Origin of the sequence: Niastella populi, from assembly GCF_002078015.1 — a bacterium.
GTDB classification, from domain to species: domain Bacteria; phylum Bacteroidota; class Bacteroidia; order Chitinophagales; family Chitinophagaceae; genus Niastella; species Niastella populi.
The window spans coordinates 184,910-207,122 of the sequence record NZ_LWBP01000045.1 but is presented as its reverse complement, the minus strand read 5'-3'; the positions used below and the strand labels follow the sequence as shown (position 1 = coordinate 207,122).

General features: G+C 43.5%; 16 protein-coding genes. 1 reads left to right on the top strand and 15 read right to left on the bottom strand.

Translation table 11 applies throughout. The annotated features are described in order from the left end of the window. Nucleotides 1-238: 238 nt before the first annotated feature. The 7 genes from A4R26_RS06590 to A4R26_RS06560 all read right to left on the bottom strand — a co-directional run bounded on the left by A4R26_RS06590 (nt 239) and on the right by A4R26_RS06560 (nt 6,905). Nucleotides 239-928 (bottom strand): hypothetical protein, encoded by a 690-nt coding sequence (locus A4R26_RS06590; protein ID WP_081162450.1) that lies wholly within the window; start codon nt 926-928, stop codon nt 239-241. Between the two features lie 175 nt (nt 929-1,103). Further along, nucleotides 1,104-3,170 (bottom strand): alpha-ketoacid dehydrogenase subunit alpha/beta, encoded by a 2,067-nt coding sequence (locus A4R26_RS06585; RefSeq protein ID WP_081162447.1) that lies wholly within the window; start codon nt 3,168-3,170, stop codon nt 1,104-1,106. Nucleotides 3,171-3,320: 150 nt separating this feature from the next. After that, nucleotides 3,321-3,932, bottom strand: coding sequence for a fumarylacetoacetate hydrolase family protein (locus A4R26_RS06580; protein ID WP_081162444.1), 612 nt, complete (start codon nt 3,930-3,932; stop codon nt 3,321-3,323). 148 nt (nt 3,933-4,080) lie between these two features. Further along, complete coding sequence (gene pth / locus A4R26_RS06575) at nt 4,081-4,656, bottom strand: aminoacyl-tRNA hydrolase (protein WP_081162441.1); 576 nt, start codon at nt 4,654-4,656, stop codon at nt 4,081-4,083. Between the two features lie 277 nt (nt 4,657-4,933). Then, on the bottom strand, nt 4,934-5,563 hold the full coding sequence (locus tag A4R26_RS06570) for a 50S ribosomal protein L25 (protein ID WP_081162436.1): 630 nt from the start codon (nt 5,561-5,563) through the stop codon (nt 4,934-4,936). Between the two features lie 26 nt (nt 5,564-5,589). Next, complete coding sequence (locus A4R26_RS06565; protein WP_081162432.1) at nt 5,590-6,540, bottom strand: ribose-phosphate pyrophosphokinase; 951 nt, start codon at nt 6,538-6,540, stop codon at nt 5,590-5,592. A 143-nt stretch (nt 6,541-6,683) separates the two neighbouring features. Next, a complete protein-coding gene (locus A4R26_RS06560; protein ID WP_081162427.1) occupies nt 6,684-6,905 on the bottom strand; it encodes a hypothetical protein in 222 nt (73 codons plus the stop codon). A 129-nt stretch (nt 6,906-7,034) separates the two neighbouring features. Here A4R26_RS06560 and radC point away from each other — a divergent pair, with 129 nt between their 5' ends. Further along, nucleotides 7,035-7,727, top strand: a complete 693-nt coding sequence (gene radC, locus A4R26_RS06555) for a RadC family protein (RefSeq protein WP_081162424.1) — start codon at nt 7,035-7,037, stop codon at nt 7,725-7,727. A 174-nt stretch (nt 7,728-7,901) separates the two neighbouring features. Here radC and A4R26_RS06550 read toward each other — a convergent pair whose 3' ends face one another. The 8 genes from A4R26_RS06550 to A4R26_RS06515 all read right to left on the bottom strand — a co-directional run bounded on the left by A4R26_RS06550 (nt 7,902) and on the right by A4R26_RS06515 (nt 22,070). After that, entirely contained in the window at nt 7,902-8,219 is a 318-nt protein-coding gene (locus A4R26_RS06550; protein ID WP_081162420.1) for a DUF3467 domain-containing protein, read from the bottom strand. A gap of 132 nt (nt 8,220-8,351) precedes the next feature. Further along, nucleotides 8,352-9,779 carry a SusD/RagB family nutrient-binding outer membrane lipoprotein gene (locus tag A4R26_RS06545; protein ID WP_081162539.1) on the bottom strand — a complete coding sequence of 476 codons (1,428 nt, stop codon included), beginning with the start codon at nt 9,777-9,779 and terminating at the stop codon, nt 8,352-8,354. 12 nt (nt 9,780-9,791) lie between these two features. Continuing rightward, on the bottom strand, nt 9,792-12,983 hold the full coding sequence (locus tag A4R26_RS06540; protein ID WP_081162416.1) for a SusC/RagA family TonB-linked outer membrane protein: 3,192 nt from the start codon (nt 12,981-12,983) through the stop codon (nt 9,792-9,794). A 641-nt stretch (nt 12,984-13,624) separates the two neighbouring features. Continuing rightward, nucleotides 13,625-14,599, bottom strand: coding sequence for a DUF1735 domain-containing protein (locus A4R26_RS06535; protein WP_081162413.1), 975 nt, complete (start codon nt 14,597-14,599; stop codon nt 13,625-13,627). Between the two features lie 12 nt (nt 14,600-14,611). Continuing rightward, nucleotides 14,612-16,117, bottom strand: coding sequence for a SusD/RagB family nutrient-binding outer membrane lipoprotein (locus A4R26_RS06530; RefSeq protein WP_081162410.1), 1,506 nt, complete (start codon nt 16,115-16,117; stop codon nt 14,612-14,614). A 17-nt stretch (nt 16,118-16,134) separates the two neighbouring features. Then, complete coding sequence (locus tag A4R26_RS06525; RefSeq protein ID WP_081162407.1) at nt 16,135-19,305, bottom strand: SusC/RagA family TonB-linked outer membrane protein; 3,171 nt, start codon at nt 19,303-19,305, stop codon at nt 16,135-16,137. Nucleotides 19,306-20,121: 816 nt separating this feature from the next. After that, nucleotides 20,122-21,654, bottom strand: a complete 1,533-nt coding sequence (locus A4R26_RS06520) for a T9SS type A sorting domain-containing protein (protein ID WP_165760167.1) — start codon at nt 21,652-21,654, stop codon at nt 20,122-20,124. 92 nt (nt 21,655-21,746) lie between these two features. Continuing rightward, a complete protein-coding gene (locus A4R26_RS06515; RefSeq protein ID WP_081162401.1) occupies nt 21,747-22,070 on the bottom strand; it encodes a hypothetical protein in 324 nt (107 codons plus the stop codon). Nucleotides 22,071-22,213: the final 143 nt, after the last annotated feature.

Genomic DNA, 22,213 nt, shown 5'->3' with positions numbered 1-22,213 from the left:
TCAGTAAGGTGCTAAAAAAATAAGGCAGCCCCGAGGAATCGGGGCTGCGAGTCACATGAGAAAAATTCTATTACCGCAACTGGTTTATATGATCCAGGGATGAGTTGCGATAGGCTATAGAAAAAAATCCCCGGAGTTCGTTTACGTGAATGGTCAATGGTCAATGGGCTCGCGATATTCCAGATGTCTGAACGTTCGGAAGCCTTTTCACGTTTCCCGTTTGCCGTTTCACGTTCTGCTATCGTACAGCTTTGGAATAATGCAGCGGTCGTTTATGCAATATTTCCATCAGCAATTCAAAAAGATCATTTTCTCTGTAATTGTACCTGAATTCTGTTTCCTTAACGTGCAGGTAGAGCGTGCCGCTGTTTAATCCACGGAATTTTATCAACCGCGATTTCAGCATACCCCAGAACATATCGATCTCATCGATATGCGATTTGCTTCTTGTTACACCGGGTACTGATTCATTTACACGGTATAACCTGATGCTGTTAAAATCGGCAATGCCATTGTAAACATGCAGGCGGTACTGTTCTATAATACTCTTCTCGCCTTCTGTTTTACCCTTCAACCAATCGTACATCCACTCTGCATCGATATTTGCAATTTTATCGGTATGAATGGTGTCATCGTTTTTAAAAATGCCATAAAACGATTTCTTTGAAACAGCGCCATTGCTGGCAACCGTACCATTCTCCGATGCATGATAAGTTACCGTTCCATTGGTAAAATGAAACGGGTTCCTCTCCTCGCAAAATTTTGCAATGTGTGTACGAATTAGTTTGAAGTACGCATTGACCGTAATCCGACTAATTCCCGTAATGTTGGCGATCTGTGTGGCTGTCAGATCTTCTGAGAATAATTTAATAAGTTCCCGAACTTTCCGCTCAGAAAGATGGGCCCCCTTCAGGTATCTGTTTTTCATGGCTGCTTAGGTGGTTTGAAGTACGTAACTCTACGTAAATAAGACAAATTTTATTATACAGCGCATGTTAAAATATTATAAACGGCGGAAGTATAGGATGTACGATACAGCCTACTTATCTTGTAGAATAGAGGGAGATACAAAATTATCTTGTTAAGTTCTGTAACGCGTTTTATCAGGAGATCAATAAACGTTTTATTACTGCAGCCACTTTTTCACCATTAGGTAACATTGCCTGCTCAAGATGTATGTTCATAGGTACTGCCGGTACACTTAATGCACCGAGCACTTCCACCGGAGCATCGAGCCATTGAAAACATGCGTATGAAATTCGGCCGGCCAGTGCTTCTGCAAAGGAATTATTTTGTTGCTCCTCGGTAAGCACCAAACATTTACCGTGTTTTTTTACACGTTCAAAAATGAGGTCTTCATCGAGCGGAAAAAGTGTACGCAGGTCAATGACATCAACCATACCGGGAAATTGTTTTGCGGCCTGTTTTGCCCAATACACGCCCATGCCATAGGTTACTATGCAACATGATTCGCCCGATTCAATGTTTTCACTTTCAGCCTGCATTACCAATGCAGCCCTGCCCAGCGGCAATACATAATCACGCGACGGCTCAATGGTTTTCGCATCTTCAGTACCGGGCACTTTACTCCAGTACAACCCTTTGTGTTCAAGCATTATTACCGGGTTGGGATCGAGGAATGCTGCCTTCATTAACCCTTTCATATCAGCCGCATTGGAAGGATATACTACTTTGATCCCTTTAATTGACAGCAAAGTAGTTTCCACACTGCCGCTATGGTAAGGTCCGCCGCCACCATAGGCGCCGATGGGTACCCGTATTACTGTTTGAACCGGGAACTTGCCGCAACTGAGGTAACATGATTTGGAGATCTCGGTTACCAACTGGTTGAACCCGGGGTATATATAATCTGCGAACTGCACTTCCACGATGGGTTTTACGCCTACTGCGCTCATCCCAACTGTTGAACCAATAATATATGCTTCCTGAATGGCCGTATTGAACACCCGCACATCGCTGAACTTTTCGGCCAGGGTAGCCGCCTCCCGAAAAACACCGCCGAGGCGACGGCCAACATCCTGCCCGTACAACATGGCTTCGGGAAATTCTTCCATGATCTCGCTGATGGCGAACAGCGCAGCGTCTACCATAATGATCTTTTCCGCGCCGGGCGGCTGGCGTTGCCCTTTTTCCTGTGTAATGGGCGTTGGCGCAAAAACATGATCGTTTACAGTTACCGGGTTAGGCTCAGGGGCCTGCACCGATTCCTGAAACTGTTTGTTAACCAACTCCAGCGCCTCTTTTTCGATGGTTTGTAATTGATGTTCATCAACACCATACTGTTGTAAACGCTGCCGCAATCTGGGCCCGGGATCGTTTACGGCATGGCTTTCAAGATCGTCCTGTGTACGGTAAAACTCTTTACGCACACCACTGGTATGATGGCCCAGCAGCGGCACTTTTGCCTGAACCAGATACGGGGTTCTATGCTGCCGCACATATTGTACTACCCGGTGCATGGCATCGAAGCTCTCCTCGAAATTGCTGCCATCGATGCGCACCCTGTCGAGGCCCGGAAAACCGGCAGCATAATCATAGGCATCCATTGCCCGCACTTCTTCAGAAGTGGCGCTTATGCCCCAGTTATTATCCTGCACCAGGTATATTACCGGTAGCTTTTTCAAAATGGCGAACTGAAATGCTTCGCTTACCTCTCCTTCTGTTACACTGGCGTCGCCAAGAGAACAAATTACAACAGGTCTTTCGCCATTTGGCCCGAATATTAATTTATCGGAGTTTATTTGTTCAAGATACTGAAGCCCCTGCGCTACACCGGTAGTGGGTATTACCTGCATACCGGTGGCACTGCTCTGGTGAATGATCGTTGGTTTATCATAGCCGCGGTAGTTGGGGTGCGAATAATATTCGCGTCCGCCGGTGAAAATATCATCACCCTTTGCCAGCAGTTGCAACATCAACTGGTAAGGAGTAAAGCCTAATCCCAGCAAAATGCTTTCATCGCGGTAATACGGGCTTATATAATCGCAGGGCAGCAATTGGAAGGCGGTAGCCAGTTGAATGGCTTCATGCCCGCGGGAGGTGCTATGAACGTATTTACAGGCAGAGCGGTTTGCTTCATAGGTATCGGCCATGGCTTTGGCGGTACACATAAGCCGGTAGGCCCGTAGTAAAATGTCGGTATGCATCATAGATAGGCGACAAAAGTAATAATAACAATCGTTAGTTAGACTGTGAATGCATGGGATTTTTGGGATTAATCAGATACTATGGCCCGACAATAAAAAAGCCTCTCCCGAAGAATCGGGAAAGGCTATTTCCTTGTAATGATGATCTATTTGTTATTTGATCTCTAAACTTAATAGGCTGTCGTCTTCTATAAAAGCTTCCAGCTCGTCACCAACAACACATTCACCCACACCGGCAGGTGTACCGGTAAATACCAGGTCGCCAATATTCACTGAAAAGTAGTTGGAGATATAAGCAACTACCTTATCAAAGTTATTGAGCATTAAACCTGAATTTCCCTGTTGCACCAGTTCCTTATTTTTATACAAACAGAAGTTGATGTCTTTTTTGTTTTTGATATTCGTTAACGGAATCCACTTGCCAATCACTGCCGAGTTATCCCAGGCTTTTGCTTTTTCCCAGGGAAGACCTTTTTCTTTCAATTCGTTCTGAATATCACGGGCGGTAAAATCGATACCTACGGTTACTGCATCGTAATATTTACTGGCAAACCTGTCCTGAATGTATTTGCCATTCTTTGAAATACGCAATACCAGTTCACATTCATAATGTAATTCATTAGTGAACTCGGGGTAATAAAAAGGGGTATGAGCCTGCAGTAAAGCACTTTTAGGTTTCATAAAAACAATAGGTTCTTCTGGAACCTCATTACCCAGTTCTTTTGCGTGAGCCACATAATTACGGCCTACACAGAAAATTTTCATACTCAACAAAGGGTTTAATTGAGATAATTGTTTTCAAGTTTCATGCGCCTGGAAAAGCCGGGGGTACGTGGACATAGAGATATTGAATATCAAGTTATTACTCACCTCAAATATTGGCATTGCGAAAATAAAGATTCAAATTAACAAATCATAGTGTAAACTCCAATTTATTCGCTTCATTCATAGTTCGTTCGATGCCAATGGTGATAAAATTTTCTACCACTTCCACACATTTTTCAACCTTTCGTTTTACTAAGGGCGATTCCTCGGGCGTCCAGCGGTCAAGTACAAAATCCGCCTGCCCTCCCTTGGGGAAATTGTTACCGATACCAAAACGTAATCGGGGATACTTATCGGTAAGAAGGGTCTCCTCAATACTCCGCAATCCGTTATGACCTGCACTACTACCCGAAGGTCTTAGTCGTATTTTGGAAAGCGGTAATGCAATATCGTCTACTATTACCAATAATTGTTCCAAAGCGACCGATTCTTTTTCCATCCAGTACTTTACTGCCTTGCCACTCAGGTTCATATAGGTGGTAGGCTTGATTATTGTCAACTTTTTGCCTTTCCATTTCATCTCACAAACGTGTGCCAGCCTTCCCACCCCAAACAGTCCGCCATGCTTTTGGGCAAAAGCGTCCACTACATCAAAACCTATGTTGTGACGGGTATACAGATAATCGTCTCCAATATTTCCTAATCCAATCAACAGGAACTTCATACTGGCAATAATTGAATACGGGTGGTGAGGGGTAAGCAGAGATGCAGAAAAGGCCAAAAATGATCAAAACAGTCTAAAGAATCAAAGGTCAACCTGGTCAATCCGGCAAATGGATCAAATTGGTCAAATGTGTCTGTTCAATCGGGTGGTTCAGCTCAGTAAAAAGGGCCAAATCAGTCAAATGATACCTTTTCTCAGTTCTTCATGTGACTTACCTGACCTTTTTATTTTGACTTAAAAGCCCAGCGTTAGCCGGGCTTTGTATGCATTGATTATTTTACTTTTTTGCAGCGGGCGCTTTTGCAGCGGCAGCAGCAGGTGCTTTAGCTCCGGCAGCAGGTGCAGCAGCTTCTTCCTGTTTCAACTGACGTGTCATTACAACTGATGCAATGGGAATACGTGGTGAGTTCAGGATCTCATAATTTGGCTCATTCACGTCTTCAACACGAATGTTGCCATTCAGTTGCAGGTTGGTGATATCAACCTCGATATTTTCCTTCAGGTGCTGAGGAAGCGTCTTAACTTTTAAAGCTTTTACTTTTGTAATAAGACGGCCACCATCTTTTACACCCTGAGAGGTACCAGTGAACTTAACAGGGATTGTAGCAATCACTGCTCTGTCCTGAACCAGTTCCAGGAAGTCGACGTGTGACAGGTTATCTGAAACCTTATCGAACTGAAGGTCTTTCAGAATACATTTATAGCTTTTGCCTTCTACTATAATGTCGGCAAACTGGAACTCAGGAGTATATACGATGGATTTGAAAGCCAGCACAGGAGCAGCAAAATTGATTTCCTGTGTACCGCCGTAAATTACACCAGGCACGAGTCCCTGAGAGCGAAGTTGCCGGGCGGCTTTTTTCCCGGTTCCGGTCCTCAGTTGTCCTTCGATTGTAATTGTTTTCATTATTTATCTGAATTTAAAATTTCTTTTTAAGCATTCCGCCGCTGGCTGTGTATGAACAACCCTGTTATACTTCTGTTCTCGTATGCATTGCGTATTGCTACAGCAAACAGTTCAGCCACGCTTAAGATCTTTACTTTCCCCAGCTTCTGCTTCATGGGTATCGTGTCGCACACTACCAGTTCTTCCAATACGCTGTTCTCGATATTCGAGTAGGCGTTCCCGCTTAAAACCGGGTGTGTACACAGCGCACGCACACTGCGTGCTCCCTTTTCCTTCAGCAAACCGGCAGCTTTTGCCAGTGTGCCCCCGGTATCGCAGATATCATCAATCAGTACCACATCGCGGTCAGTAACGTCTCCGATCACTACCATACTGGCGATTTCGTTGGCCCGTTTACGGTGCTTATCGCAGATCACCATTTCGGCATTGAAATAGGAGGCGATTTCGCGAATGCGGTTGGCACTTCCCACGTCAGGGGCCGCAAAGGTAAGGTTTTCTAACTGAAGTTGCTGGATGTAAGGAATAAAAATGGCGGAACTGTCGAGGTGGTCAACAGGAATGTCGAAATACCCCTGGATCTGCGGAGCGTGCAGGTCCATAGTAATGACGCGATCGGCGCCGGCAGCCACTAACATATTGGCAACCAGCTTAGAACCAATGGCTACGCGGGGCTTGTCCTTTCGGTCCTGCCGCGCATAGCCATAATATGGTATCACAGCCACCACCTTATAGGCCGAAGCCCGCCGGGCGGCATCGATCATTAATAATAATTCCAGAATATTTTCGGCCGGGGCAAAAGTGCTTTGCACCAGGAAAACCATGTCGCCACGGATACTCTCCTGAAATACAGGCTGAATTTCTCCGTCGCTAAACTTAGAGATGGTTATTTTTCCAAGGGTGGCCCCGAATTTCTGAGCTATTTTCTCGGCAAGGTATTGTGAGCCTGTGCCGGAAAAGATCTTGACTGACATTTGCATACCGCGGTAAAATGTGCGGCGAAGATAACGCGAAGCCAGGTATTGCCCGATAACCTTTGTACAAAATATTTATTCGAATCCGGTGTATAAAAATAGCATTCCCAATGGTTATTGATTAATCGGTGCATCCCCAAAGATCCGCGTTACTTGGTTACAGTCAGCAGCATCCTTGATCCGCCGGGCGCAGCAGCAGCCGTTTTATGCGAAGTACCCGCGTCTTTGGCGATCGACTTCTTGGGATAGAACGCATAAAAAATAGCGGAACAAATAAAAATTGAGAAGAAAAGGGCTACAAAATACATTCCAATGCAAAAAAGGAAGGGCTGATAACCTCCAATAGCGGCTAAAGTAGTCTTTCTGTTCATGGGGGATATAGATTAATATTCTTAATAAGATTTGGATTTCTACTCTGAAATAACGCACAATTTAGTCTTTTAAGTACATTTTGTGGTTATTATAGTATTTGTCCGAAAATTACTGAGAATATTTGAACTATGCAAGAGATAAGATTTTCAATCAAAAAATGGGCTAAGGACGACCGGCCGCGGGAAAAGCTACTTGGGAAAAATCCATCCACTTTAAGCGACTCTGAACTACTTTCTATACTCATCGGAAACGGTAATCGGGAAAAAAATGCCATTGAACTGGCAAAAGAGGTATTACGGCTGGGCAAGAACAACCTAAATGAACTAGGGAAAGTTACCATACCCGAAATGATGCAGATAAAAGGGATCGGAAAAGTGAAGGCTATAACCATTTCCGCAGCCCTTGAATTGGGGCGCCGCCGGCAGGCTACCCTCTCCCTTGAAAAACCCACTGTAAAAAGCAGCCGCGACATTGCCACCTACCTGCAGGCGCTTTTCCGCGATCTGCCCCATGAGGTTTTTGCGGTCGCCTACCTGAACCGGGCCAACCGCATCAATCATTTTGAAGTAATAAGTAAAGGCGGGATAACAGGTACCATTGCCGATCCCCGCATAATATTAAAGCGGGCCCTGCTTGAAGATGCCGTAAGCCTGATCCTTTGCCATAACCACCCTTCGGGCAGTCTGAAACCGAGCAAGGCCGATCAGGATCTGACCCAAAAACTGAAGGATGCCTCTAAACTGTTCGACATCTCCCTTTTTGACCATATTATAGTGAGTGAAAACGGCTATTTCAGCTTTGCAGATGCGGGAATATTGTAGTTTGTGGTTTGTGGTTTATGGTTTGTGGTTAGTCGCAAATTTGAAATTACCGGCTATTTTCTCAAGGCTGCAATTCGGGCATTTCCAATCCTGCTGAAATCACTGATCGCTCGCCAAGACACAGATTTCCGAAATAAAACAACCACAAACAACAAACTATAAACAATAAACCAATTAAGCCTGCGCCGTGGGGCCACCGAAATTCATGGGGATCTGTACATCTTCCAGGTCCTGGATCTTTCCATTGGCAGCTTCAAAACGCTGAATATTCTCCGTCAGTGCTTTCATAAAGCGTTTGGCATGCTGAGGCGTTAATATAATACGTGATTTTACCTTACTTTTTGGCGTTCCCGGCATTACATTCACAAAATCTATCACAAACTCTGCATGGGAATGGGTAATGATGGCAAGATTGGCATACTCTCCTTCCGCTACTTCTTCTGAAATTTCTATATTAAGCTGGTTTTGTTGCTGGTTTTGTTCTTCCATCATAAAAAGTTTAAGCCTCAAAAGTAAGAAACAGGGCGAAATGGTTTGTACTGAATTTAATTTTTCACCTCATATTAATTAAAAAAGAAACCGCTCCCCAATTCGGGAAACGGTTTCCAAACCATAACAGAGCTATTAGAATTTATCCCAGAACAATTTGGTTTCCACCTTATCATTACCCATAATGGCAGCGGCCGAGGTATAATTAGTACCATTCAACTGCTGCTCGTTACCGGGATAAGGAAAGCGGTTGGGAAAACCGGATTTCGCATTAGCAGCAAGTGTCAATGCCGGATAATCAAGTCTTCGTAATTCGGTCCAGCCATCGAACGGACGGTTGTACAAAGCGATCCATTTCTGAAAACCGATCTTTTCCTTGTAGCTGCCGGTAGCGGTACCGTAAGCCACTTCTGGCTGGGCAAGATAGGCTGCTGCATCTGCCGCACTTCCGCCCCAATATAAAATAGAAGCGGTAATGGCATTATTATAATGATCTTCTGCTGTTCCCGGTACATTGTAGCCACGTTCTATGGCTTCTGCACGCAAAAATTCGGCTTCAGCATAATCAGCAAAGATTACCGGATCGGCAGCCGCTGAAACCTTTGAACTTGGTTTGCTGTAATCGGCAAAGGTGTTCACCGTACCAACAATACCACCGGCATAATCACCGGCATTATTGGTGCCGAAATAGAGTGATTTCCGTGGGTCGTTCAATGCGATCAATGGATCCATCAGGTCTTTTGCTGCTAAATAATCTGAACGGCCGCCCAATACGATATCGGCATATAAAGGATTGGTATTAGGACTGGTGCCCAGGTAAGTCAGCATGGCATTATCTGCTGCCGCAGAAATGGCTTTGGGGGCAGCTGCTTCCACGGCGGCTTTGGCTGCAGAGTTGTCAACATCAGCCAGCAGCATACCCATTTTCAGCTGCAGGGAATTGGCAAACTTTATCCATTTACCAACATTACCGGCATAGATCAGGTCGTCCGCTGCATCAAAACCGTTACTGGAAGCATTTAACTTGCCAATATCAGCAGCCAGCCGGCTCATCAGATCGGTATATATTGTTTTTGCATCATCGTATACAGGAAACAGGTTGTTAGGATTCAATGCTTCCGTGTAAGGAACATTGCCAAACGTATTTACCAGAATGTTATAAGCATATACCTGCATGACGTCGATCATAGCCAATTGATTCTGCTTAACGCCGGCATCCAGCGTAACATCGGCTTCAATAACCCGTGCAGCTTCTTTCAAATCGTTTAAAACATCACGGTACATTCTCGTCCACCATGCCTGCGGAATAGCCCGGGTGGTGAAATCGTACTGGGCTTCATCCTGGTATACGGCCATGGCCCAGTGCTTTACCGTAAAGCGGAATACATTTACGTTTACGCTGGCATTGGCCAGGCCATCGCCTATATTCTTTACTGCGTTTGAAAACAGGGTTGGCCCGGGTACTGCGGCCGGCTTCTTGGTTTCTTCATTAAAACGGGAGATATCTTTTGTGCATGCCACCAACATCAATACCGGCAGTGCTATATAAATGAGTTTTCTCATGATTTTCATTTTTTAGAATTTCAACCTAATATTCATACCAATTGAACGGGTAGTGGGATAAGCACCGCTTTGCATACCCTGTAAATTACCGGCCGACAGATTTTCTTCCGGATCGGCATAAGGCAGATTTTTATGAATGATCCATAAGTTCCGGCCAAATACCGATACATCGATACCTTTAATAGCTTTGATCTTTGAATAGATGCCCGAGGGTAATGCATAAGAGATGCTGGCTTCTCTTAATTTAACATAACTGGCATCGAATGCGTAGTTCGATTGCGGCATATTAGACGTATTGGCATCGATCACCACGCGTTTGGTGTTCACTTTTCCGTCTTTGTCAACACCATCGAGTATTACGCCACCGCCATCGGCCAGTGAATTACGAACCGGATTGCCGAGGTCGTTCAAACCTGCAGATTCTTTCAACACACCTGTGTATTGCGCATAAAACTGGTCGAGCGACCAAACATGACCGCCTTTACGCATGTCGACCAGGAAGCCTACTGAAAGGTTTTTGAATTTAAAGCTATTGTACACACCACCGATCCAGTCGGGGTTTACATTACCAATAACGTTCGAAGTAGTAGAAGTAACTTCATAGTAACCGTCATCATCAACCAGGCGTTTACCATCTTTCATTACCCATGTTCTGCCCTGAATGGTTCCATAAGGTTGATCGATGGAAGCATTGATACTTACACCGCCCTGAAATGAACCGATCTGCAGGTTCTTACTGTCGTTATACAATGACAGCACTTTGTTGCGATTACGTGTCCAGTTTACGTTGATATTCCATGTAAAGTTATTGGTACGAACCGGGGTGCCGTATAATGATAGTTCCACCCCTTTGTTTTCAATTTCACCGGCATTTACATATTTGCTTATATAACCGGTAGAAGCGGAAACCGACACAGGAATGATCTGGTCAATGGTATTGGTTATATAATATGTAACATCGAACCCGATACGACTCTTGGCAAAAGCCATTTCCAGCCCTAACTCGCGGCTTTTGGTACGTTCAGGCTTCAATTCGCTGTTATTCTTTGTGTCGGGCAAAGAGAATAAGATAGTACTTCCAAACGGATTCGGTTTGTCATATACATCTTTCACACTTCCCCAGGGGGCGCTGTTACCTACGGTGGCATAGTTCAAACGGATCTTACCGGAAGATAACCAGGGCACTGTAGGCAAATGATGTGAGAACAACCAGCTACCTGACACCGCATAATAGTTATAGGCATTTTCATCAACCGGCAAGGTAGAAGACCGGTCTCTGCGGAAGGTGGCATCGAGTGAAAGGTAATCCTGATAGCTAAGTGTTATACCACCAAAATAGCCATCAACGGCAATCGGTTGATATGTTTCTGTTGGCGCCGGCACTGTTCCTTTTGAGTTGGAAATGCTATATAAGCCTGGAACTATTAAACCGCCCGAAGTGGTTGCCAGCGAAGAACGCGATGTTGTTCTGCGCAGGTTGGTTCCCAACAGGGCTTTCAAATTGATATCCGCCGTCAGGTTCTTATCGAAATTGGCCATCAGGTCATAGTTGAGCTCGTTAAAGGTTCTGTCGAAACGGGTATAGGATGCTACACCCTGGCTTCCTACAGCCACCCGCTCTTCCTGGAGCTCAGTATAGTTATCGACCGAAATACGGCCAAGGAAACTTAACCAGTCTGTGGCTTTATAGTCCAAAGAAGCATAACCGAATACGCGGTTGCGGGTATCCGTTTCATAATTCTCATATACTGTCCAGTAGTAGTTATCGGTATAAATAGGCACCAGTCCACTGGGTGTAGAAGGATCTTTCCAGTTCCAGGTTACATTCTTGCGGTTCCTGAAATAGGCTTCTTTCTGTTCTTTGATATCAACGTTTGTCTGATACCATTGTCTGAAGTTCTGGTTCACATTACGGCCGCTGTAACCGGTACCGTACCGTCCTTTGCCATCGATCTTTGAATAGTTTACAGAAGCGGTGGCAGTTAATTTTGGCGTAACATTATAGGTGGCGCCGAAGTTGATAATGTTCTTGATGAGTGAACTGTTGGGTAAAACGCCCTGATCATCGTTGCGGGTGTAACCTAATTTAAAAGAACCTTTATCGCTGGCGCCATCCAACATGATATTCTGGTTATTTGAAACAGACGTTTCGTAAAATGAGGAAGGATCGTTTTTAGCAGCCACCCAGGGACGGGCTTTTTTATAGTTAGGAGAAGCGGGGTCAAAAGCATCCCAATGATATACCATCAAATTTGGATCAAACTTTACTCCATAAGAAGCATCTTCCGATGTAGGCACAACATAATCCTTTACTCCGTCGCCATCCACATCAAAAAATAAAAATCCATCCTTCTGGTAAGAAGAAGAATAACCAGCACCATATTCTTTCTGATAACCGGGGAATGTTTTCTTGTCGATCGAATTCACGGTAATACCTGAATTCACGGTCAAACCCAAACCACGCTTAGACTTTTTGGTGGTGATCATGATTACGCCATTAGCAGCTCTTGAACCATAAAGGGCGGTAGCTGCGGCGCCTTTCAATACGTTGATACTTTCAATATCATCGGGGTTGATATCAGAAGCGGCGTTACCATAATCGTAACCGCCCCGGCCGGTTTGCTGGGTGCTTCTATTATTAATAGTGTTATCAACCGGCACACCATCTACAACAAACAGCGCCTGGTTACCTCCGGAAATAGATTTTGTACCCCTGATCACAATGTTGGTAGAGCTACCCAAACCGTTACCCTGTGAAATTTGCAACCCGGATATTTTTCCGGATAATGCGCTGAATGCATTGCCCGAGCGCAAACGGCTAACCTCTTCCCCACCGATCTGTTGTGCGGCATATGGAAGGGTATTTTTTGATCTTTTAATACCCAATGCCGTTACAACCACTTCGCTCATGGTGTCGAGGGTGTTCAACGAAACCAGCAATGAGCCAGAACTATTGGCCTTTGCTTCGATTTGTTCAAAACCCACGGCGGAAATTACGAATGTAGCGTTTGTGGGAGCGGTGATGGTGAAGTTGCCGTTTGCATCGGCGGCGACGGCATTATTGGTGCCTTTGACCTTAATTGTAGCAAAAGGAATGGGATCTCCTTTTGAATCTTTAACCTGGCCTGAGGTTGTTTTGTTTTGACCCAGGGCCATAGCAGTGCATAGCACTAACACTGCCAGCAGTGATAGCATTTTTCTCATGTGACTTGTAAGTTTAAAATGTGACGAACCAGTTCTAAAAGTATCGAAATCCTGAAATACTATAAAAAAAAGTTAAACCAAAGGGCCGATACCCAGACCCGTTTGGGGTAGACAAATTGAATTTGTATAATGCTGCAATTCTTTTTATCGTGAATAGATACTGCAAGCACATGATCACCAGGGGAAGAAGAGCAAAACGATATAACTTATTCATGATTAATATAATAACACATTAAATCATAACTTAATTAATTTACTATATATTTTATAAGTAATCGTGAAAGAAAGTCACAAATGCATGATTTTCCGCTGCAAAAAATAGCAAAACCAACACATATTAGAAAGTAATTAACTTCAGGAAAGTTGATGTTAAAAAGGGATTTTGCGGCTGGAATAGACTGCTAAAAGCGGAAAGCGGAGATACAAATACAACTGTATGCTGCATGTTTTAAGCCGCAAACCTAACGGCAAATGTTAAGAAAGCCCTAAAGATTAATACGGGAAAACCGGCCAAAGGCAATATTGTTAAGAAAATCCCTGATAGATTTAGTACTCATTTTTATAACTTATACTATTTCAAAAAACAAAAAAGCCTGAGCCGGTATAAGACCGAACTCAAGCCTTTTTATATAGTATTATATCTATGGCCTTGGGCCTGTATAGACTAATTTGTCATCGAAAGTCGTACGCACGCTTCCCGCCTGAATTAAAAAATACTTAACATCTATAGTTCTGGTAGCGGGATCATACGCATTAATGCCGGTGGGATCAATTTGTCCGCTGCGGTTATTACTTGATGGCTGACCAAAATAATTTGTAACACTTATTACCTTATTTGTGGCCTCATCAAAGGTCAATACCGGACCGTAAGCGCCATAATAGCTGTTACCGGCAATTAAATGTGCAAAATCTAACCCGGGCACAAACATGCCTACAGAAGTCGGGCCGGTGGTCCTTAATTCAACCTCATAAGGGTATGGGTCGCCTGGAACAGAACTGAGTGCCGGGTTTACCAGGTCAACCAATGAACCAGTTATTTCATAAACACCATCCCACTTGTTTCTAACACCTACCGATGTTACTGAATAATTAAAATTGCCGCTTAAACGATATGCAGAATTGGACACACTTTTAATTTTAAATGCAAACCCGTATTCACCACTGGCAAGATCAGCAGGAACCACCTTCATTTTTAAAGAACCCTGCCTTGCTCCTTTAGGAATCGTAACTGTTAAATTAGAATTATCGAATGCATAAACCGAAGCGGGCGGTTGTACCATATGAGTTTCTGCCGTATCATTATAGTCATCCAGCAATTGCTGATCGAGCTCAAGTTGAACCGTTATATCTTCTCCTGCGGGCTGGTCGGCAGCCAGGCGAACGAATACCACATCGAAAGTTGTATCTTTTGAGCTATTAGGTATGCTCACGATAGACTTGTTAAAAGAAGTCTTTGCTTCCAGGGTTCCCGGTATCTCTATAATTCCAGGAGAGCCGCTGATATTTGGGTTGGTAAGACCATCATCTGATAATTTATCTTTCAAACACCCGGTACCGGCGGTGAGCACCAATGCCATGGCACCTGAAATGGTAAGTAGCTTAATTATATTTTGCATGTAGTTTAGTTTTTATTTATCCCAAAATAATGTTGAGGTTTGAGTATTGATGGTTCCCTGTTTGGCCACATTACCTGCATTCACCGCATACTCAATTGAAGGATATAAAAGCCTTACAGGAATTTTCCTGTTACCACGGGCATTGTTAATACTCAACGGTACGTCGCCTGGGAAGCCCGTTCTTCTATAGTCATTCCATGCTTCCAAAGGATTTATACCAGTTAAGGCTATATATTTTTGCCATATTATCAATTCCAGTCTTTCGGCATCGTCAACGGCAGATGCCCAATCTGCAACATTCTGCATATAATCATCAGCCTCCGTTGCTGCATTTGGTACCTGCAACCATAAAAACGATTCCGTTACGGCTGCTTCATAGGCGTCCTGCGCATTTCCTGCATATGGTCCGCCAACATCCCATCCCTTTAATATGGCTTCTGCCTGCAGAAACATGCTTTCCATAGAAGTCACTATCCATTGCGGTTGTTCAGCAGAACGCACCAACCCCATACCAACATTAGAGGTTTGGTCGCCACCGAAAGCCGAATTGGGTTCACCGCCATACACAGTTCCTACATAAGGGTGTGATGCGCTGGTTGGGCTTTTAGCCGGTTTAAAGAAATAACCGAGCCTGGCATCGGCGTTGCCTTCCAGGTAGTCAATAGCGTATGCATTTGCTCTGAAAAATGTGTTGGCGTCTTCACCACTTACCAACAAACCGTAAACAGCGTAGAACGGACTTTGCCTGTTATTATCGTTCCTGTATCCGGGGTTTACATCGGCTGTTTCACCGCTTTGCAGTACCCCGCCATTGGCTTTTATTTTAGCCAGTTCTGCAGTAGGATTGGCTTCCACTTTTGAAGCCCTGATCAGTAATCTGAGCTTAATGGTATTGGCCAGTTTGATCCATAAAGTGGTGTTTCCGCCATAAACAATGTCAATTTCTTTGGCCTTGTTTGAAACAGAAGCGCTCTTCATCAATCCAATAGCCGAATCCAGTTTCACATGCAGATCCTCATATATTTTTGCTGCATCATCGTACTCAGGGGTAGGATATACAGTAGGCTGAAATGCCTGGCTGTATATCACATTGCCGTAAATATCAACAAGGTTTTGATACAAATGGGCTTTCATGATCATAGAAATAGCCCTGTAAAAGGTTTGGCCGGCAGCACTCGCTTTTTCATCTACTTTTTGCAGATCAAACAACGTATTATAAATACCAGACCACTTACCTTCCTGGAAGGTATTGGTAATGTTATAGCTTGACTCTTCAGTACTCGGGTTGAATGAACCTGAAGCAGACCAGTATCCCATCCAGTTCGAAAGCCACCCGTAACCAAGGGCAGTTTGCACGCCGGTAGCGTGTAACGCATTTGGTAAAATAAGCTCCGCAGTTACTACCGCATCTTCGGGCAAGTTCGGATTCTGATTGATATCGAGTTTCTTCTGGCAGCTTCCCAATACGGCAGCGATCAAAAGAACAAATGCCAATTTTATATTGATAGTCTTTTTCATTGTAATCGTAGTTTTCTTTAAAAGGTCAAATTCAGTGACGCACCATAAGTTCTTGCAGGCGGAGTAGAGAATGTACTATTGATACCAAAAGTGTTGTTTGTGGTAGTATAGTTAAACTCCGGGTCTGTCCATTGGTTTGATTCTGGCAGGAATGTGAACAGGTTCCTTCCTACAAAACTTAAAACGATCCTTTTGATGATCTGTTTTTCACCAATCCATGCAAATGGCAGTTGGTATGAAATAGCCAACTCTCTCAACTTCCAGAAAGATCCGCTTGAAAAGTAGTTGGTGCCAACAGATGTATTGGTAGTACCGGTAGCCCAGTAGTTCCTTCCACCATTAGCCACCTGAATATTTTCATTAGAAACATATTTTCCGGTACCATCATCGTATACCGAATTAGGGAATATGAAACGCTCACGGCCAAACTGAGCACTGCGGGCGGATATACCGGTGAAATCCATATCAGAACCTATGCCATGATATACATAATGTCCGCCTCTGTAATCCCAGGTCATAGCAACACTAAGTCCTTTCCATGATACTGATGGATTGATACCAACGATCCAGGTGGGTAATGATCTGCCACGGGTTACCAGGCTGTCCTGCAATGAAGGATATCCGGTAGACCTGTCAACAATCACTCTGCCCTGTGGATCTCTTTTGTAATCAGATAATTTAAAAACAAAGGCAGGCTGCCCTACGATAGCATAGTTGTATGCATCTGGTGAACTGGCCGCAATTTGTGTAAACTGGTTGGTACCACCGATTGCCAATTCATTAATGCCGGGGAAAAGGGCAAGAACCTCGTTATTGTTATACGTTGCATTGACACCCAGGTTGATATTCACATCGCCGAGTTTGACCACAGGAGTAATATTCAGGTCCATTTCAACTCCGTAGTTTTTGAAATCGGCCGCATTGTCAACATACGAAGTATAACCGGTACCGGGAGACTGCTGAACTTCCAGGATCTGGTTGGTATTCTTCTGGTTGAAATATGTGATATCAAAGTTGATCCGGTTTCTCAGGAAACCCAGCTCTATCCCAATTTCACGGGAGTTAACAAACTCCGGCTCAATATTCGGGTCGGTAAAGATATTTCCTGCGCTAAAGCCACCCAGGTTACCATAAGGGAAACCACCTGTGGCATTATAAATAGGTTGAAGTGCATAAGCGCCTGTAAAGGCATTGTCCAGTCTTCCCAGGTTAACATTGGCTGATTTCGAAATAGCCCCTCTCACCTTTAAGTATGACAGTATTTTGCTATCCTGTATAAAGGGAATGGCATCGCTTAATACAACCGATGCACTAACCCCGGGATAGAAGTACGAATTCATATCCGGATTCAAACGGCTATCCCAATCGTTTGCAGCAGAAAACTCCACGTTTGCCCAACCTTTATAGCTGGCGCTCAATTGACCGAATACAGAAAACAAGCGGGTACGATAGTTAACTTCGTCTACACCTGCTTCACCTAATCTTACCGAGTTATTATACAAACCGGCAATTTGCAGATTATTTCCGGATACATTCATGTATTTAGCATCATTCTGCCTGTATCGGGTACCTAAAATGTAATTGAAGGCAAAATCACTTACCTCTTTTCTACCGTTTAAAAAGAACTCATGTGTTACACGGCTGGTGTAATTCTCACCATCGTTCACAAAGCTTGGCTGAGGATCGAATTGTTGTCCGCGATGGTCCTGTGCCCAGTCAGTAGTTACTACGGGTCCGTTCTCATTCTTGAATGAAGAGAAAGATAAAGCAGCGCCTAAACGGTAAGTAGCTGAAAGCCATTCCGCATGATTAAACGTTGCCTCGGCAGAAGTGAGGAAATTATCCGTGCGTGATTTAGTGCGATGATTATCAATTACCCAATATGGATTGACAAAATACTCATTATAGTAATTGGAGTATTGAGCATATTTATTATTCATATTCTTATAGGATGTGAGCGGAACATGCGCAGGCGTATTCAACACGGTAAAGTACACGCTACCATTATAGCTGCCCGGGAACCTTGATGCATAAGCAGCATCATTTACTACATCATAGTTGTTTTGAATGTAATTGATATTGCCGAATACTTTTAATTTGCCATATTCCTTTGATCCGTTCAGCCTGAAAGAAGTACGGCGGTTTTTATCCTTTGGCATCAAACCTTTGATGTCTGCATCCTGGGCAGAAAAATAAAAACCCTGTCCGCCAAACGAAACATCGGTTTGCAATGTCAAACCATTGTTCCAAAATTTCTTTCTTTCATCAGTAGCGCTATATTTAACCATTTGCTGATCGCCATCTTCCAAAACAGGTCCAATAGGCATCATGCTGCCATCGAACTCAGGACCAAACTGCTGGTTCTCAATAGGGTCATACAATGCACGGCCATATTGGTCTTCACTGGTTCCACCACCAAAACGCTTCTGCACTTCGGGCATAAATGAAACCCGGGCCCATTGAATCGTATGGCTGACATTAATTACGGGTTTGCCACTGGCGCCCCTTTTGGTTCTAATAATCATTACCCCATTCACGCCATCGGGGCCGTAAACTGCGGCAGCAGAAGCGCCCTTCAACACGTTCACATCCTGCACATCATTGGGGTTAATGGTGGAAATATAACTCAACGGCGTAGGAATGTTGTCAATTACCAACAGCGGCTGGTTGTTACCAGTCAGCGACCGCAAACCACGTAAGTTGATCTTCGACTCTTCAAATACCCCACTATTTACTGTAGTGATATTTAAACCCGATACTTTACCGGTAAGGCCGTTTTGAAGATTAACCGTTTTGGCCTGGTTAAGCTCACTGTTACGAATGCGTGAGGTGGCATAACCCAGTTCCCTGGCCTGACGTTGCACACCCAGCGCCGTTACTACTACTTCCTGTAAAGCGCCCGTTTTCTTGAGCGTAACACCTAATATATCTCCAGGGCCAACTGTAACCTCCGATCTCTCGGTGCCTATAGCAGAAAAAACAAGAACATCCCCCGTATTGGCCTGAATACGAAAGTTGCCGTTGTCATCTGTGGTTACTCCTTTGCTTGTTCCTTTGATTGTTACCGTTGCAAATGGGACGGGTTCCCCTAGTTCATCTTTAACCTGTCCGGTAATAAAGCGGGTTTGCGCAGTAGCTAATACTGACAAAAGTACCAGCACTGCAAGCAGTGATAGAATTTTTCTCATGAGACTTGTGAATTTTTATTGTGACTCGACCCCGATGAACATTACGTTTACCAGGAATCGTAAATCAGGTTGCAAATAAAATAAATTTTGCTAACCGTTAGACAAAACGATTTCTACAAATGCTGCAAGCTAAAAAAAAGTCAAAGCTTCATTCATCATGAAAACTTCAATACTTTTTCAGAACACCTTAATACAGGCCAGCATTGATTTATATCCGTCTGGGACAACCACTTTCGTTAGTTTATTTTTTCTTACCCGCCGTTAGTATGTGAATAAAACTACCGCAATCACGACAACTTAATTACCTTAAAATTACATCAGCGGTATATTGATATAATTTTTAATTGCCGTATGAGGCATAACCGAACTTCGCTATTTAATTTGATTTTAATTTTACCAACGGCGTTAAGAAGCCATTCACCAACCGTTAACAACAACTTATTTATCTCCTTGTCAAAATGATCTGCAGTTTAACATCCGATCTGTTATACGCCTCAACTGCAGTTTCCGTTGCTTCAACGGCTGGTTTGAACGGATAGAAAGATTGCGCAAGCGATAGAGAGAACAGACAATTCGTTTTTCGAACCTGTTGCATTCCCCGCGCCGGCATTACGCGGTAACTGATATTAATAATATATCGCAGGTCGTTATCCCCCGACATGAATAAATTACCATATACTATAATATCTTCAAGAATTATTCCGAATTATCGTTATACAGGAAAAGCCGCCCGGTGGGCGGCTTACATCTTGATATCATAAAGTGCCTACAGAATTGATACTTTCAATGAGAGAGTGGTAATTTTCCTTTGCCCAATTATCGAACGATATTAAGATTGCGTTTACTACTTCCAGTGCCAGTAATGATCTCTACAAAATATAACCCGCTGGCCAGATCATCGATAGCCACGTTCACACTGCTTAACCTATTATACCGATGTTTTTTTCTTAGTCTACCCAGTACATCGTAAATTCTTACTCCAGTTATTAATTTAGTGGTATTTTTTGTACTAGTAACCCCTGTATCGTTTATATCAATTGCAATAGTTATCTGGCTGCTGGCCGGATTAGGCATCAGTGTAATTCCATTTAAAGGAACATTAGCAGTAGTATTAGATTTCGCATTTACAGCATCGGCCTGGGTAGCTATTCTTTCAAGAGGGCAAGGGACGTTAGCATAAAAGCCGAAGTTACCTAATGTAGAACCGCAAGCATTTGATGCCGATACCCTCCAAACGCCACTTCCCCCACCGGGATATATCCTGATCTCAGCATTCTTTCCATCTGAACTGGGCAATAATACATTAGCCGTGTTGGATGACCCGCCCACATGAGTCCAGGCAACTCTGTCAATAGTGGGAGCATTGAAACTTACAAAACAATGGTATTTACCAGGTGAAAATTGTCCGGTTATTACATTACACTTTTCGATGCCCTTTGTATAACCATCTGATGTGATGGTGCCCAGCAAAGGAACAGCAGGTGGGGAGCTTACTTTTACATTTTTAGTTACATCTAGGATATTACCGCCGCACAAATTCAATAATGTAGCTTTTAAGACAATATTACCAGGAGCTATCCTGTCAAGCGTTACTGAATTCCCTGAAGGGGTCATATTAACATAATTGGTTGCTGTACTCCAGGTAACGGAAGCATTACAAGGCACATTTTCAAGAATATAATTACCTGTATTGCATAATTCAGTTGGCCCTGCTATAGAAAGTTGTGGCATTAGTAAAGAAACAGGTACAGATAATGTACGTACAACCGCGTTATTTACTTTTAGAGCTACTGAAACGTTGCCTGGTATTTCTGCACATGGGACCTGTTGTAGTGTTAAGGTATTGTTGGTGGTAGTGATAATCTGAGGAGCGGCACTCCCGTTATATAGCCAACTGCCTGCATTACCGACATTCCAGTCATACGTTATACATGAAGCATTGCCGTTTTCTACTGTGAAATTGCAAATAGCAGATTGACCGCAGGTTAGCTTGAGATCAGTAGCCCCATTTACTGTCAGCTTTAATTCGGGCCTTGTATAAGTTATAGTCATCCAATCACCGGCGGAGAGGGAAGTGGTACCATCGCACAAGTACCCTTTCTGGGTTGCCCTGATCTTTACTTCACCGCTATGCGATTCATCATAAGTAATATTTGCCTGCGGTGAGGCAAGTATTAAATTATTAGGGCCGGTTGAAATTACATTACCTACTTTCCATCCTTGAGGAACAGAATATTCATATAAAGGGATAGATGTTCCAAATGGCTTTTTGGTATCAGGTCTTCTGTAAAATACAAGGCTGTCAAAACCGTAAGGAATAATGCCGGTAGTACACAATGGAAAATCCATGTATAGCGGGTATCTTAATGTAGTTTTCTGCCCTTTAAGGCTTCTGACAAGAGGGAATTTGTATGTTTTTACCGGGCCCATAATATTATGCATTACCGTAAATTCAGCAACGCCGGTTGCCTGATCTTCAAACGCAACGTAAAATGTCGCTTTTTCAGAAGTGAAACTTTCTGGTATAAGGTTCCTGATAATCTTGCATCTTTTTGGAGCTGCGCCTCCATCTTCTGCAATATAAAAATAGCTGGCAGCAAATTACCAAAGTTAATATCAAAACGTACGGTTCTGGCGTCGCTTTGCGTTGCATTAGAAAAATCCTGGTGCGGACATATTTCAGAAGCTTCAGCAGGCCAGATACTTTGTGCAAATGCAATCACTTTAAAAAGTAAAAGAAAAAACAGTAGTATACATTTTCTCATGTGAATTTTATTTTTATATGATTAAATGATCAGTTATAAGATTTCAAGCAAGACTAAAAGAAAAGATAAATGAGCTGGAAAAATTAATAAAGTAAAGCCTGAAGTGGGAATGCAAAAATTGCGAATACCTATATTTCAATAAC

Bases quoted from the DNA above. Each gene is read 5' to 3' on its own strand.
- A4R26_RS06550 (WP_081162420.1), bottom strand. From the start codon at position 8,219: ATGATGGAAGAACAAAACCAGCAACAAAACCAGCTTAATATAGAAATT.
- A4R26_RS06535 (WP_081162413.1), bottom strand. From the start codon at position 14,599: ATGCAAAATATAATTAAGCTACTTACCATTTCAGGTGCCATGGCATTG.
- A4R26_RS06515 (WP_081162401.1), bottom strand. From the start codon at position 22,070: ATGAGAAAATGTATACTACTGTTTTTTCTTTTACTTTTTAAAGTGATT.
- A4R26_RS06580 (WP_081162444.1), bottom strand. From the start codon at position 3,932: ATGAAAATTTTCTGTGTAGGCCGTAATTATGTGGCTCACGCAAAAGAA.
- A4R26_RS06590 (WP_081162450.1), bottom strand. From the start codon at position 928: ATGAAAAACAGATACCTGAAGGGGGCCCATCTTTCTGAGCGGAAAGTT.
- A4R26_RS06570 (WP_081162436.1), bottom strand. From the start codon at position 5,563: ATGAAAACAATTACAATCGAAGGACAACTGAGGACCGGAACCGGGAAA.
- A4R26_RS06520 (WP_165760167.1), bottom strand. From the start codon at position 21,654: ATGGATTTTCCATTGTGTACTACCGGCATTATTCCTTACGGTTTTGAC.
- A4R26_RS06585 (WP_081162447.1), bottom strand. From the start codon at position 3,170: ATGATGCATACCGACATTTTACTACGGGCCTACCGGCTTATGTGTACC.
- A4R26_RS06565 (WP_081162432.1), bottom strand. From the start codon at position 6,540: ATGCAAATGTCAGTCAAGATCTTTTCCGGCACAGGCTCACAATACCTT.
- A4R26_RS06540 (WP_081162416.1), bottom strand. From the start codon at position 12,983: ATGAGAAAAATGCTATCACTGCTGGCAGTGTTAGTGCTATGCACTGCT.
- A4R26_RS06560 (WP_081162427.1), bottom strand. From the start codon at position 6,905: ATGAACAGAAAGACTACTTTAGCCGCTATTGGAGGTTATCAGCCCTTC.
- pth (WP_081162441.1), bottom strand. From the start codon at position 4,656: ATGAAGTTCCTGTTGATTGGATTAGGAAATATTGGAGACGATTATCTG.
- A4R26_RS06530 (WP_081162410.1), bottom strand. From the start codon at position 16,117: ATGAAAAAGACTATCAATATAAAATTGGCATTTGTTCTTTTGATCGCT.
- A4R26_RS06525 (WP_081162407.1), bottom strand. From the start codon at position 19,305: ATGAGAAAAATTCTATCACTGCTTGCAGTGCTGGTACTTTTGTCAGTA.
- radC (WP_081162424.1), top strand. From the start codon at position 7,035: ATGCAAGAGATAAGATTTTCAATCAAAAAATGGGCTAAGGACGACCGG.
- A4R26_RS06545 (WP_081162539.1), bottom strand. From the start codon at position 9,779: ATGAGAAAACTCATTTATATAGCACTGCCGGTATTGATGTTGGTGGCA.